Genomic DNA, 13,090 nt, shown 5'->3' with positions numbered 1-13,090 from the left:
GAGAGCGTGAGGAGACTGAGACGAAAGCCCTCGGCCGCTCGACGTCCCGCGACCGCCGCTATGGGCTCGTGCCTGCGGTGCTTGCGGGGTCGGGGGACGGCCTCGCTCTTTCTGAGTCCACAAGACGAGAGTAGTTGCGCCGAGCGGTGGAGCTAGTTGGATAGGTGTATAGGTACCGGCCCGCCCCGCTCGCCGCTGCCGCCCTCCGCGTCGCCCACGACAAAGGGGCTTAATACTGGGGCTGTATTCCCCCAGTTTCGAACTAATAGGACTATTCGTTACTTGTCAGCCTCTTGCGCATCGGGATTGATGAGATCTAAACTGATTTCGTATGCCTCATGAAGGGGATCCATATCCCACGGGTCCCAATTATCCTCAGCAACCCATCGATAGCGAACAGTACGATCTGAATCAAGCAAAACGATTCCACGTTTATGATTCCGTTTGCCCTCCGAGGTCCGGGTGAGCATCCCGTACTGGTCGTATACTTGCTTGTCCTCGTCAGTCAAGAGTGGATACGACAGACTGTTTTGGCGGATAAACTGTTGATGACTGTACGGACCATCAGGTGAGACGCCGAGGACAGCAATATCGTCATTGAACGTCAACATCTCCATATCATTGAGTTCGCACATTTGGGATTCACACACCGGACTGAAGTCATAGACGTAGAACACCAGCATCGTCGGCCGTCCAGCAGCGAACTCAGAAAGAGTGAATTCCTGGACTTCATCGCCTTGGGTCCCTGTCAGCGTGAAATCAGGGGCCGTTGTTCCTGTCTCAACCATATCTATAAATAAGAGTCAAGTTTGAAAACGGTTGTCACGCTACACCCATTCGGGTTCACTTACTGGCCCGTATTTCAGGGGCATCACGTCTCAGTAACCACTTGTTCATTTTTTCACTCAGGAGATCTGACTCGGCGTCTCGTCGTATTCGACGACCAGGTCGACGTCCGCAGTGCCAAAGTCATCTCGTTCCTCTGTCAGTTGGTCGAGTGCCTCTTTGACCGGGAAGAAATCCGGTTTTTTGAGGGCGTCATCAGTCGACCACGCGTATCGAATCGTCTGTGTCGAGTCGATGAGGAAGACAGCACGTTGCGGGACGGACTCGTGGTTTTCCCATTCATTGTAACACACGTCGTATGCGGAGGCAACACTCCCAGCGCTGTCGCTGAGCAGCGGGAAATTCAACCCGTACTCCTCAGCAAACACTCGGTGCGAATACGCACTATCCCCCGATGCCGCCCACACATCGAGATCCGGCGTGAGTTCGAACCATTCGGCATCGCGGATTGCACACAATTCGTTGGTACATACCGGGCTGAAATCGAAGGGATAGAACAGGAGGAGCACGACACTGTCCCGGTCAGTCGCGTCGCTGAGGCTGAACGTGTCGAACGTGTCGTCGACGACACCCGGGAGCGTGAACGTGGGTGCAGAATCTCCTTCAGTAACCATGCTGTTTGCTCACCAACTACTTACTCCTCTATACAGAAATATTCAGTGGCGGTCAGTTTCGAAAGCGCCGATAAGTAGGCTGGTTCACTCCGTAACACATGGGTCTTGTTTGATCCGAACACTTGGTCGACATCGTTGAGACGCTCGAAGCGAGAGGAGTGGGTCGAGACCGATCCCTGCTGTAGGACGGCGTCGACCTCTTTCTCGGCGAGTCGGCCGGCTCACCGAACTGATTACGCGAACGTATTCGTGGACAGACACTGCTCCTGAAAGCCCTCGGCCGCTCGACGTCCCGCGACCACCGCTGCGCGCCTCGTACCTGCGGTGCTTGCGGGGTCGGGGGACGGCCGAGACGGCCTCGCCCTTTCTGAGTCCGCCAGGGCGGTGAATGGCTCACCGAGCGACGTAGCCGGCTGAACGGGTGCGTACGTAACGGCCCGCCCCGCTCGCCGCTGCCGCCCTCCGCGTCGCTCGCGACCGACCATTCCGGGCATGCGGGCGCTCTCCGCACCGCCCGCGCCCGTTCCGGGCTAAAATGAATCTGGTCTCGACGCCAGCGGGTACGCGCGAGGGGTTGCGCGGCGTAGCTGCTCTCACCTGCCAAGGGCACTGAGGGCTTTAGTCACCGTCGAATCGTATATGGCTCTGGTTTGTATAGTCCCATCTATGGACCTACTCACTGCCTACAACGGGCTACTCATCCGGTTCGGTCTCTACCAGCTGATTTTTTGGCCAACAGTGGGCTACTATGTTGCTCGTGATGCTACCAAACGAGACCAATCGTCACCACGACTTCGTGGAGTAGTCTATGGATTCTTCGGGATACTGGGCTTAGCTGTGTATCTGACACAGAAGACGCGGGCTGATACCGATTCAGCCTGATCTAAGACCACTCATCCTCCGTCACGACGTTGATTTTTGTACACGAGGTATGCCATCGGGAGCATGAGGAGATACACTACGGCAGTCACGGTGCGAAAGAGTTCGTCAGAGCCAACGGCCAAGCTGTAAAATAGACCGATTCCGACCAACACGTACGCTCCCGCAAGCGTCCAGATTGCCCAGCTCATTCGCTCATCTGTTCGCCTGTGTCCTGTAGTTTCCCGTAGGCTGGGGCCAGTAGGTAATCAGCGATTCCGACCCCAACGAGTGTCGCGGCTAGCGATAACTCACTGAATCCAATATTGCCCACCACGTTGAGAAGGAGCACGACGCCTGTAAACCCGATTCCCAGCCCAATGCCGACTGTACGATCTCGTTGATACTCAAGTCCCCATACGGCAAGCCCAACGACAAAAAGCCCGACGCCACTAACAGACGTACTGGTAAGAAACGAGAGGCCGCCGAACGCAATCCCACCCACTACCAAGCCGATGCCGAGGCGTCGAAGCTGTTCCACCTGATCAATCTCGTGAGAACTCATATTGACGAAGCATTACTCCCAATAGTGATTAATCATGTTGTTAAGACCACCTCGAAATAGCTCCAGTGCGATTATTCAGTACTTCAGAACCTCCACAACCCTGGACAGGCCTAGACAGGCCGACCTCTCATAATGCCACACAGCCGCCGAGGTGCGCGTGTCAAACTACAGACGTTCGATTTCAATTCGGTGTAGACTCGGAGATCGGTGCTATTTACACACTCTTCAGTCAGATTGACCGACAACTTGAGGCTAAAGTATTATTCAGATCTAGTTGTTCCTCGTAGTGTATGAATGCCCAAACCCGATGGCAACGTGCTACAATCTATAGTGTTCCGGCGGCTGTCATCGGCGCCACTGTTTGGCTTACAGTATCAAATACCCAAAATAGCCCTCTCGATGTTCGTGGTGCAGTAGCTTTTGCCGTCGGGTTTGGTGTCATTATGTTCATGTTACAGCTGTGGCGAGGGTGAGCCAGTAGCCTTTCAACTAGATTACAAACAGAGGATAAGATGGAGATCCGAACCTCTACTGAATAATGCTCAAAACAATTAATAGAGTCTACTAGTTAGCGAATTAGTAGAAATGAATCGTTCCCTCGTATCTGAGTTGTTGGTCTCTGCCTTCCTCACAATATTGGTCTGGTTCGAATTTTGGGGTGGACGTGTCCCGCGAGATATTAACGCAACAATTCTATTAACTGGGTTTATCGGGGGTATCAGCCTCACTATTGTGGGGTTAGCAGTTAGACAGCGCAGTGAGGTGAAAAAATTGACCGCGAACGATTTTCCTTTGGTTGTCATTATGATTGGTCTCGTACTCATCGGACTCATACTGTTCCCAAGTGGACTACCAGTAACCGTAGAGGTTGGCCTGATCGTGTTTATTTGGGCGTGGCCACTTGGGAAGGTGATCGAAAGATATCGCCAAGCACCAAGACGCGAATGAGCCAGCCATAGGGCAACGGCAGGAGTGGTATTTTTCTCGTCCATCTGTGATATCACCGTCAAAGCGTGCTCCTGCTCACTTGGTAGAGTTTTTGAGCGCCTACAAAGTGTGTAGGCGCAGTCGATTGAGCCTACACAGCACAGGTGATTCGAGATGCGACACTACCACCAGCGACAGCTGTACCGACAGACAGAGCCGCGATGATCGATATCGGTTGATCTCACCGAGATCGAAGAGGCTGAAGTCGAACTGGAAGAATGGTTGGTCGAGGAGGCCGACCAGAAGGTCAGTCCGCCCGGCTACTGGGTGAACCACGTCGACGGCCGCGACCTGCGGACCTACATCCGCAACGACGCCTACACGATCAGTTGGAACAAGCGCTCCCGGCTTGAGATTCCCATCGGCAGCCAGCTCAAAAACGAGTACGGCTTCTGTCGGTTCGAACGGCTCGGGGTTGCCGTCCGCGGGGAGCCGCAGTGGCGGGGTGATTAAGGCCGGCTTCACCTCACCTACGACGACGTCGACGAGACGTATCGGGCCCACCAGCCGGTAACGATCTTCGAGGCGGAACAGGCGACGCCGACAGGGACGGACGTCGCCGCGCTCGATATCGGCGCGAACGTCCTCGTGGCGTGTACGACAACGGCCGGCGACCAGTACTGGTACAGTGGCCAGGAGCCGTTCCGACAGTTCCGTGAAACGACCAAGCGCATCGCCGACGCCAAAGCGAAGCTGCCGGCGGGACAGCAGACCAGCAATCGGATTCAGCGGCTCTATCGGAAGCGGTCCCGCCGGCGCGATCACGCCGTGAACGCACTGCTCCGTGACCTGGTTGAGCGACTCCACGACGACGGTGTCGAAACCATCTATCACGGCGATCTCACCGGCGTCCTCGGCGAGTACTGGTCTGTCGAGGCGAACCTCAAAGCCTGCACCTTCTGGGCGCATCGGCAGTGTCTCGACCAGCTCGCGAACGTCTGCGAGGAGTACGGCATCGAGGTAGCCTCACTCTCCGAGGCGTGGACCTCCCAGACGTGTCCGGAGTGCGGGGAGCGCGAACGAACGCGCCGGCATCGCGAGACGCTGCGGTGTCCGTGTGGCTTCGAGGGGCACGCCGACCTCGTGGCATCGCGGACGCTGCTCGAACAGGCGACGAACCTTGCGGTCAGGCCGACGGCACGGCCCGTGCGGTTCCAGTGGGACGACCACCAGTGGTCCCGTTGAGGGGAGCACGGTGGGGCCCAACGAATAGCGCACAGACCCGCAAGGTGCCGCCGTGGTGTCACCGCGACACCAGCGAGCGGACGCTCCGTGTACGCGGAGTGGATGTCGATCCGCTGGTCGCTCGCAGCTATCAGACGTTTCAGTAAGTATTGTAGAAACGCCCCTCTGCTCACAATGGTCAGCCAGGCATGTTTGTTTGGCTGATTACTGCGTCATTTGGGGTAGACAGCGTTTCGACCGCCTCGAAATAGAATCGGTTCGGCAGTGCCTTTCACCGACTCGAACTGTTCGACCGCCCAGTCGACAGCGGTCTCAGTATCGTTCAGTATACAGCCCTGAATTCCTTTTTCGGTGTAGACGACGATACCGACGTCAGTGTCATCGACGATCCACAGTCCATACGCGTATGGGATTGCCCCTCGAAGCAACGTGACATCTGGATCCTCTACAGCGTCTCTCGTCTCTTGAGGCTGCAACTCGTACAATCGGTCAAACACGTCTCCATCGACCACTAACGCCAATTCGTATGTATCACCTGTACCGGCAGCGTCGTAGAAGTCCATCGATGACCCGACAAGCGCCCTCGGCGCGAATCCACGAACGAGAGACGTCTCACGGACTGACTGAAGCACTGGGTCAAGAACTGCATCCGGGACGTTCTCCTCCGCAATATGCGCAGCTGATCCCGCGAGAAACGCTTCGTCGATGGAAGTTTCGGTGGGAAGCGCAGCAAGAATTGGTGCTGCGTCGGCGAGATCTGTGAGAAACGATGCGTACTGGTCGTGTTTGCGATATGCACACGCTCCGGCCGCAGTTACGTGCCATTCACCGTCCCGATACTCAACGAGGTAAGCCTCAGCGAGCGAACGCAGCACTCGATCAATCGTCGACCGCGAACAGTCCAACAGTTCGGTAAGCTCACGTTTTGAACGTGGAGCCGCCGTGAGGACACGCAAAAATCCCGACCGGTCCGCGATGAGCGCTTCCAGCTCAGTAGGATCGGGTTGTTCCATTATTGAGTTCTAGTAGCGTGAGCGTATTCAGTTCTGTGGAGGGTTCCTGCAGGACGCGAACCACTGGTACTGCGTGAGGGGGGTACTCACTGTTTAAGGGGGGTACCCTCATCATACTAAGGGTACTCATCAATTAACGTGAATACAAGGCGCAAGAGAGTGGTAAGTGGTGTGTTACCATGGAGGAATCAGACCCCGACCCAGACCAGTACCAAGCCGAACTAAACGACGCTGTCGATGATGGTGGAGGTTGTGTAGAGACATGGGAAAAACTTTCTGAGAAACGTAAAGAACCGGCGCTCAATCGACGATCGGTGCTCGCAGCATCTAGTGCAGCAGCTTTCTCCCTCTTGTCGGTAGGGTTTCTCCCAACAGAGGTGACGGCTAACGACAACACATCTGGTGAAGACTCCGAGATTCACACGGAGGTTGAGGAACTCACTGGGAGCCAAGAAAATAAGACGGTAAAACAAGCACTTACCGATGAAGGCATCAAGGAGCTGATGAGGCTAGCTCGACAGAACAAGAACAAAGTTGAAATAAACAATGCAATCGCTACGGAATCTACATATAAAAATCACTCATACCTAACAGTTGTATTTCCGGTTGATACTGATCGGCCCGGAAAACGTCGCGAACAGGAATCGACAGCAAAATATCAGGAGGCTCAAATCACGTGGTCTAGTAGAGATGGCGCGCCACCCGGATATACCGTGACAACTTACGAGGACACCGGCGAAGACACCGCCAAAGCCGAAATCAATAGTCGTCTCTTCCAAAATGGTGAAATAACCTCTGAAAGCCGTACCATTACAACTGCGGACTACCGGGAGGCCGTCGAGGAGGTCACTGGGCAGATGGCAGGAACTGAAGATGTCTCAACACAGGCAGTGTTTTTCGGTCCGTGCGGCGTGTGCCTCCCGGACTTCAATTGTATCTACCGGCTGGCGCGACGGTACGCAACTGAGTTGGTCGTCTGTGGGGATTGCTACATATCGAAGCGACCAGCCAGCTGCGCAGGCTGTATCGCAGCTCTCTTCGAAGAGGGACTCACCGGTCTGTGCGACCCCTGCCCCGGCCCAACCCCATTCTGTTAATTCCCTCAAATTTCGGCGGACGTCGTACCCGGCGTTCGCCGAACGATGAGGCCCGCAAAAAGTATAGAGAACCGTGAATTCAGTTGGGACCGATGGAAATGTTAAAATCAGCCAAGCTCGCAACAAGAGAGACTAATGAAAACTAATAAAGATCCGGGGGCTGATAGACCGATGAAATTGAACCGATCTATCGCATCAGATCTCCTCGTTTCAGCCCTCCTCACTCTACTGGTGTGGTTTGAGTTCTGGGGGGGCCGTCTCCCCGCCAATCTCGATAGGGGCATATTAATAACCGGCATCATTGGAGGCGGTATCGTAACCATCGTGGGGCTGGTGGTAAACCAGACCCGCGTAGCCCAAGAGTTGGTGGAGAACGATATTCCGTTTTTCATCATTATGGGGGGCATCATACTCATCGGGCTCGTGTTGCTTCCACGTGGGTTGCCGACGGCAGCGGAGATCAGCCTGCTCGTGTTCATCTGGTTGTGGCCATTAGGGACGGTCGTGGTCGGACGTATCCGAGCGTCAGAACGCAGATAATCCCGTGGTAAAGCGGAAAAGAAGACCAGATGTTGTACTGACCATCCCCTCTTTTCCAACCACATTTGGACGGCTCACCCCGCTCTCCACGTCGCTCACGACCGCCCCCTTTGGAGACACATTAATGAGCCCACCGCCCCTTCCTTCAGGTAGACCCCATGGCTACTGATCGCCGCCGTAACGCCGTCAAGGACAAACAGGAGCTCGCGACCACGATCGGGCTCTACGTCCTCGGCGAGATCTCGCTCGGCAAGGCCGCCGAGCGAACCGGCGTGACTCGCTGGGAGATGGAGGAAATCCTCCAAGAGGCCGGGATTGAGCTACAGCTCGGTCCGCAGTCCATGGACGACCTCGACGATGAAGTCGATGTAGCGCTCGACCTTGAATGAGCGAGTCGTTCTCGCGGCCTGTTGTGCTCGATGCAACAGTGCTCAGCAACTACGCGAGCACTGACTCTGTTTCCTGGCTGACGACGACGCTCGATGCCCTCCAGACTGTTCCCGCTGTCCGGACCGAACTGGAGCAGGGCCGTGAGGTCGGCTACGCGTATCTGGAACATGCCCTTGACGTCCTCGAATCAGGACGGATTGGGATTGTTGAGACCACACCGGAGCAGCTCCAGCAGGACTATCCAGAGGTTCAGAACCGTCTCGATCCCGGTGAAGCCGAAGCCCTCGTGGCTGCACACACGGCTGGTGGGACGCTCGTGACGGATGACGGGCCCGCCCGAGCGCTCGCGGCCGATTATGACGTTGCGCTCACCGGATCGATCGGATTACTGGTTCGCGGCGTCGTTCGTTATGACGTGTCGATCGAAACAGCGGACGAGTGGCTTACGACGTGGATCGAGGAACGGAATTACTACGCGCCGGTCGATAGTGTCACTACGGCCCTTCCTGACGATTTCGAGAAGTAAGCAGCCATCTTGATAATGGCCGCTGGTAGATAGCAGCCAGCAACCAGCTGCCGTGTAGCTCGCGGTGTGCGCGTCGTTCGTGAATAGTTTCGGTACCGACTCGCCATCAAAGAGCCCGAGAACATTCGGAGTGGTACAGCCTACGAGGGCCAGGACACCTCCGCCGGCCGCCGTGTGTTGGAGGAGCTGTCGACGCGTCAGCGGGACCATATCTCCAGTGGCTACCGCTGGGTATACGTCTTCTGGAGGGACAACAGCTGTTACGTCGATTGGGACCACCTCGAAAGCCCCCCGTGCGCTCGCCGGCCGCGACTCGCTGCGCGCCTCGTGCCTGCGGTGCTTGCGTCGTCGGGGCACGTCGAGCGCCCGGCCCCTTTCAGTCCCGCCCCGGAGTTGTTGTTAGGCAAGCGCACTCTACCGGTTGGCTGGTGTGGTACGATGCGGCCCGCCCCGCTCGCCGCTGCCGCCCTCCGCGTCGCTCGCGACCGACCATTCCGGGCGGTCTGCCTGCGGTAGCGGGCGGACTGCCGGGCTAAAGTGCATGTGCCCTCGACGCCAGCGCTTCACCCGTTCGGGTCCTACGGACCTCGGCGAAGCCGACCGCGACGGACATGGTTGCGTCGCGGCGAACGGGGAATGCGCTGGCCGCTCGCTCCGGGCGGGTCGGCGCGCGGTGCTGGATGGTCGTCCGCCTCGGGCGCGCTCTCGCTCGCGCCCAGTAGGGCGCTCGCGAAGGCGCGAGCGAGAGCGCGCAGATGGTTCTGTCGGTCGTTGTCGTCGGAAAACCGCGATGTTGGAGCATCGCGGAGTCGGCGCGTGAGCGCCTTCGTCGGAAATCACCTTGTGAGTGATTCCAATGTCTAGTAACAACGCTAGCGGAAAGGTCGTTTCGGTCGATGAACAGGCATTCGAGAAAGCGGGCGGTCAGGCGGTCGATGAAGACGGCTTCCCGGTCGTCGACGAGACGCCGGAGTTCGAGGCGGCGGTCGAGCAGGAAACGCAGGCGAAGGTCGATGCGAACCACCCGGATGGGATCGCGGACACGAGCGAGGACCGGATTCACGGTGTCACCCTCGAACAGGAGGAGCGCATTCGAGCGCGGGAAGCCGAACTGGAGCGCATCAGTGCCCAGGCCGAGCTCGGGACGCAGGACGGTCGGGAACAGCGCACGCGTGAGGTCGCCGCTGAAGGGAGCACGAAGCGCCGGCGGGAGTTCCAGAAGCGGGCCGCGAGCGTGGACCCGATGGCCGACCCCGAACGGGATGATCCCCGAGCGGAACTCTCCCAGGATGAACTGGCGACGGTGAACACGGAGGCAGACCGACTCGCGACGCGGGTGGATGGCTGGTCGCGCGCGGCGATCAGTCGACGCCTGGCCGAAGCGGTCGTCGACGGCACGGACATGACGAGTGCGGTCGTGCGGGTGTTCGAGGAGTTGCAGACGGCCCCGGGGGGCACCGTGCCCATCGACGCCCTCGAGGACGTCGATCGCAGCACGGTCACGATCGAAGGCCGTGTGAAGACCCTCTGGGACAGTGATTCACCGGCCATCCAGCAAGTCGGGCTGATCGCGGACGAGAGCGGGCAAACGAAGGTGACGATCTGGAAGGCATCGGACGCGCCGTGGATCAAGGAAGGCGAGACGGTGCGCATCCACGAAGCGGCCACGAACTGGTACGAGGGCCGGATCTCGGTGGCCGTGACGGGGTGGAGCATCATCCACTTCCCGGAGCGCGGCCGGTGGTGGGACGAATAGCCAGCCGGAGCAGCCTTCTTTTTTGCTGTGTGCCGGACCGACCCAGACCCCACCTCCCCACCCTCCGCTCCGTGCTCGCTCCTACCGTCGCTGCGCGCGCAGCCACGACCTTACGCACCGGTCCAATATTTATCCGGGAAACCGCAGGAAGTGATGCGCGATCCGGGCTAGGTTATCGGGCTCCCAGAGGGGTGCGAGCGCACAATCGCTCCGGATGAGACAGATGACGGGTGAACGTGACCTAACTTGCGACGTTTGTGGAAAATCCTTCAAATCGAAGAACGCGCTGGGCGGCCACAAAAGTAGCCATAGCCGCCGAATCTCTGAGACAAAATTACTGGCCGAGATCGACCGTCTCGTGGACGAACTCGACCGTTCGCCAACAGCTACAGAGATGGATACGATGGGAGCGTATTCAGCAGGAACTTACGAAAACCGATTTGGCAGCTGGACGGAGGCGCTCCAAATGGCGGGGTACAAACCGGTGAAGCAACATCGAGTATCCAAAGACGCACTCCTCGACGAAATCAGACGGCTCGCAACGGAGGACGGGACGCCGCCAACGGCGGCCGATATGCGCTCGGAGGGGAAGTTCACAGTCACAATCGCACAGAATCGCTTCGGGAGCTGGAACGAAGCGCTCGAGGCGGCAGGCTACGACCCCAACAGCCGGTATCGGATTTCGGATGCAGAATTACTCGAAGAGATCCACCGGCTTGCCGACGAATTAGGAAAGGTCCCGACAGCGCAGGAGATGAAAGACCACGGGGAGTTCTCACATCGACCCTACTTTACTCGCTGGGAGGGCTGGCAAGCTGCGATCCGAGCGGCCGGTTACGAACCGGTCGGCCGTCCAGCCGGCCAAGACCATCACAACTGGAAAGAACAGCCAGTCCACGAGTGGCGCGAGTACGGGGACAACTGGGACGAACAACGTCAGAAAGCGCTTGAACGCGACGACTACACTTGTCAAACGCCGGGCTGTGAGTGGACGCAGGAGGCACATCTCGAGACATTCACGAGAGGACTCCACGTACATCATATCCAACAGCTAAGCGCCTTCGGTGATGACGAGAGTGAGGTGGATTTTGAGCGGGCTAACCGGCTGGATAACCTCGTAACGGTGTGCGCCGAGCACCATCATCTTTGGGAGCGGGCCTCACCGCTTCGCCTCGATATACGATGAGTCTCGCAACCGCCGGCCATTTGAACGAGGAGTTGACTGAATACCGTTAGGACATACGGTGACTGGTTGATCGTTTATTGCCAGACCAGCCCAAGCCCTCCGCCCCCGGCATCCCGCTGGTCGGCCCGCGGCCACGACCGGTTACCATTTCTAGGCGGTATCGCAATGAGTGTGGATTTCTTACTCCACCCCGAAACGCTCAGAAGTCAGCGGTACGACTCCACTCAATATGACACTAGACGGAATCGAATCACTCTATGAATTTCACGAACTTCTACGGCGGGATCCAGAGTCAAATAAAACTGAGAGGCTAGAATTTCTCCGCGATTCTGAAGAATGGGACCGAATTCATAGGAGAGTCTACCTAAACCTGACTGGCTACTACATTGACACAGCGTGGGATCTTGACTATCAGGATGCAGTTGTCGAGGGTGTTAACTTAGTCCAAAAGTTCCTCAATCGCGACCTCGGCCCTCGAACTCGGACACGCGCACATTACCAGTTAGCGAATGGCGAGCAGTATCAGAACATCCTAGACCCGGAAACTCAGAATGAGCCAGCGTTCACCGATAACGAGTATATCCGGGAACAAATTGTCGCTCTGAGAAAATCCTTAGAAGAAAGTGGAATACAAGCCACTCCTGATGCAGAGGTCCGTAAGCGATTCGTGAATCTAGGAAACGCGCTTGACTCTACAGGGCGAGCAGTAGAAGCCCTCGATAAATATGAATCTGCTCTCTCACTGAACCCAAATCACCCGCAAGCTTTGGGAAACCGAGGAATGACCAAAGTGTGGTACGGCTCTGCTCTGTATAACGAAGGAGAGACAGCATTATTTCTACACTCCGCAAATCAGGATTTGGCTGCCGCACTCTCATCTGATGGGCTACATCCCGAAGCGATTCATCGGTTCCGCGAAACCAAACAGAGTGTCAAGGAATTCGATGTTGAATGGCTTGGCTTCGACAGAATCGAAGAGGAATCACTCGGAGACAAAGACGAAGAAAGAAGATATCGAGAGTGGGTACTTTCGAACCGCCTCTTCTTGAATCCGCTCAATGACATCTCTACACATACGTCCGTTGCAGAAGATACGTTCCATCTCCCATCGATCATCACCGAAATCGACGAGCAGCTCCCTTATCCTGGGCTCTATAACCAGATGAAACAGGAGTTCGTCTCGGCTAGGTACATGTTCTATGAAGGTCTACAAGCTAGTGAAGACCATTTCTCTGACCATGAAGTTACGTTGGCGAACACGTTGGACTATCCGGCCTATGGATATGGCACCGAGCAAATGAAGGCGGGTCTCCGACTTGCGTATTCAATCTTCGATAAAATCGCGTTCTTCCTAAATGATTACCTTGATCTCGGACACCACGAAGAAGCAGTCTCATTCGGAAATCTCTGGTACGAGAACACATCCTGGAGTGATGGCCTCCACGAGCGGTTCGAAGGCTCCGAAAACTGGTTGTTGAACGCACTTTACTGGTTGAAGAAGGACTTCTATGGGGGCCCATTCGAGGT

General features: G+C 56.8%; 13 protein-coding genes and 1 pseudogene. 9 read left to right on the top strand and 5 right to left on the bottom strand.

Translation table 11 applies throughout. The annotated features are described in order from the left end of the window. Nucleotides 1-278: 278 nt before the first annotated feature. The 3 genes from DVK01_RS18590 to DVK01_RS18570 all read right to left on the bottom strand — a co-directional run bounded on the left by DVK01_RS18590 (nt 279) and on the right by DVK01_RS18570 (nt 2,883). Nucleotides 279-788, bottom strand: a complete 510-nt coding sequence (locus DVK01_RS18590) for a redoxin domain-containing protein (RefSeq protein ID WP_121538072.1) — start codon at nt 786-788, stop codon at nt 279-281. 117 nt (nt 789-905) lie between these two features. Continuing rightward, nucleotides 906-1,460 carry a redoxin domain-containing protein gene (locus DVK01_RS18585; protein ID WP_121538070.1) on the bottom strand — a complete coding sequence of 185 codons (555 nt, stop codon included), beginning with the start codon at nt 1,458-1,460 and terminating at the stop codon, nt 906-908. Between the two features lie 1,066 nt (nt 1,461-2,526). Next, nucleotides 2,527-2,883, bottom strand: coding sequence for a hypothetical protein (locus tag DVK01_RS18570; RefSeq protein WP_121538068.1), 357 nt, complete (start codon nt 2,881-2,883; stop codon nt 2,527-2,529). Nucleotides 2,884-4,092: 1,209 nt separating this feature from the next. Between DVK01_RS18570 and DVK01_RS22650 the strand changes: the two genes are divergently transcribed. Together DVK01_RS22650 and DVK01_RS18560 are read left to right on the top strand one after the other, a co-directional pair. Then, the gene (locus DVK01_RS22650; protein ID WP_233562806.1) at nt 4,093-4,323 is read left to right on the top strand and encodes a hypothetical protein; all 231 of its coding nucleotides are present in this window, start codon (nt 4,093-4,095) and stop codon (nt 4,321-4,323) included. 63 nt (nt 4,324-4,386) lie between these two features. Then, nucleotides 4,387-5,055, top strand: coding sequence for an RNA-guided endonuclease TnpB family protein (locus DVK01_RS18560; protein ID WP_233562814.1), 669 nt, complete (start codon nt 4,387-4,389; stop codon nt 5,053-5,055). A gap of 212 nt (nt 5,056-5,267) precedes the next feature. Here the strand turns inward: DVK01_RS18560 and DVK01_RS18555 are convergent, their stop codons facing one another. After that, nucleotides 5,268-6,068: a winged helix-turn-helix domain-containing protein gene (locus DVK01_RS18555; protein ID WP_121538064.1), complete on the bottom strand. Its 801-nt coding sequence runs from the start codon at nt 6,066-6,068 to the stop codon at nt 5,268-5,270. Between the two features lie 179 nt (nt 6,069-6,247). On the opposite strand from DVK01_RS18555, the gene DVK01_RS18550 reads away from it, so the two are divergent. The 4 genes from DVK01_RS18550 to DVK01_RS18535 all read left to right on the top strand — a co-directional run bounded on the left by DVK01_RS18550 (nt 6,248) and on the right by DVK01_RS18535 (nt 8,621). Further along, entirely contained in the window at nt 6,248-7,165 is a 918-nt protein-coding gene (locus DVK01_RS18550; RefSeq protein WP_121538062.1) for a hypothetical protein, read from the top strand. A gap of 135 nt (nt 7,166-7,300) precedes the next feature. Further along, nucleotides 7,301-7,705: a hypothetical protein gene (locus DVK01_RS18545; RefSeq protein ID WP_233562805.1), complete on the top strand. Its 405-nt coding sequence runs from the start codon at nt 7,301-7,303 to the stop codon at nt 7,703-7,705. Nucleotides 7,706-7,863: 158 nt separating this feature from the next. Next, entirely contained in the window at nt 7,864-8,094 is a 231-nt protein-coding gene (locus DVK01_RS18540) for a UPF0175 family protein (protein ID WP_121538058.1), read from the top strand. Continuing rightward, entirely contained in the window at nt 8,091-8,621 is a 531-nt protein-coding gene (locus tag DVK01_RS18535; RefSeq protein ID WP_121538056.1) for a hypothetical protein, read from the top strand. The genes DVK01_RS18540 and DVK01_RS18535 overlap by 4 nt, the downstream gene beginning before the upstream one ends. Before the next feature lie 135 nt (nt 8,622-8,756). Here DVK01_RS18535 and DVK01_RS23025 read toward each other — a convergent pair. Further along, nucleotides 8,757-8,831 (bottom strand): annotated as a pseudogene (locus DVK01_RS23025) (twin-arginine translocation signal domain-containing protein); the annotation flags it as partial. A 646-nt stretch (nt 8,832-9,477) separates the two neighbouring features. Between DVK01_RS23025 and DVK01_RS18520 the strand changes: the two are divergent. From DVK01_RS18520 to DVK01_RS18510, 3 genes are all read left to right on the top strand, one after another. Then, nucleotides 9,478-10,377 (top strand): replication factor A, encoded by a 900-nt coding sequence (locus DVK01_RS18520; RefSeq protein ID WP_121538052.1) that lies wholly within the window; start codon nt 9,478-9,480, stop codon nt 10,375-10,377. Nucleotides 10,378-10,591: 214 nt separating this feature from the next. Next, on the top strand, nt 10,592-11,563 hold the full coding sequence (locus tag DVK01_RS18515; protein WP_342764909.1) for a homing endonuclease associated repeat-containing protein: 972 nt from the start codon (nt 10,592-10,594) through the stop codon (nt 11,561-11,563). 229 nt (nt 11,564-11,792) lie between these two features. Beyond that, nucleotides 11,793-13,090 (top strand): LA2681 family HEPN domain-containing protein (locus tag DVK01_RS18510; RefSeq protein WP_121538048.1); only part of this gene is annotated, 1,298 nt, incomplete at its 3' end.

Origin of the sequence: Haloarcula sp. Atlit-120R (assembly GCF_003665885.1) — an archaeon.
GTDB lineage: Archaea > Halobacteriota > Halobacteria > Halobacteriales > Haloarculaceae > Haloarcula > Haloarcula taiwanensis.
This window is presented reverse-complemented; position numbering and strand designations above follow the sequence as displayed.

What these genes read in the sequence shown, in the direction of transcription:
- DVK01_RS18550 (WP_121538062.1), top strand. Translation starts at nt 6,248, where the DNA reads ATGGAGGAATCAGACCCCGACCCAGACCAGTACCAAGCCGAACTAAAC.
- DVK01_RS18590 (WP_121538072.1), bottom strand. Translation starts at nt 788, where the DNA reads ATGGTTGAGACAGGAACAACGGCCCCTGATTTCACGCTGACAGGGACC.
- DVK01_RS18535 (WP_121538056.1), top strand. Translation starts at nt 8,091, where the DNA reads ATGAGCGAGTCGTTCTCGCGGCCTGTTGTGCTCGATGCAACAGTGCTC.
- DVK01_RS18570 (WP_121538068.1), bottom strand. Translation starts at nt 2,883, where the DNA reads ATGAGTTCTCACGAGATTGATCAGGTGGAACAGCTTCGACGCCTCGGC.
- DVK01_RS18515 (WP_342764909.1), top strand. Translation starts at nt 10,592, where the DNA reads ATGAGACAGATGACGGGTGAACGTGACCTAACTTGCGACGTTTGTGGA.
- DVK01_RS18520 (WP_121538052.1), top strand. Translation starts at nt 9,478, where the DNA reads ATGTCTAGTAACAACGCTAGCGGAAAGGTCGTTTCGGTCGATGAACAG.
- DVK01_RS18545 (WP_233562805.1), top strand. Translation starts at nt 7,301, where the DNA reads ATGAAAACTAATAAAGATCCGGGGGCTGATAGACCGATGAAATTGAAC.
- DVK01_RS18555 (WP_121538064.1), bottom strand. Translation starts at nt 6,068, where the DNA reads ATGGAACAACCCGATCCTACTGAGCTGGAAGCGCTCATCGCGGACCGG.
- DVK01_RS18585 (WP_121538070.1), bottom strand. Translation starts at nt 1,460, where the DNA reads ATGGTTACTGAAGGAGATTCTGCACCCACGTTCACGCTCCCGGGTGTC.
- DVK01_RS18540 (WP_121538058.1), top strand. Translation starts at nt 7,864, where the DNA reads ATGGCTACTGATCGCCGCCGTAACGCCGTCAAGGACAAACAGGAGCTC.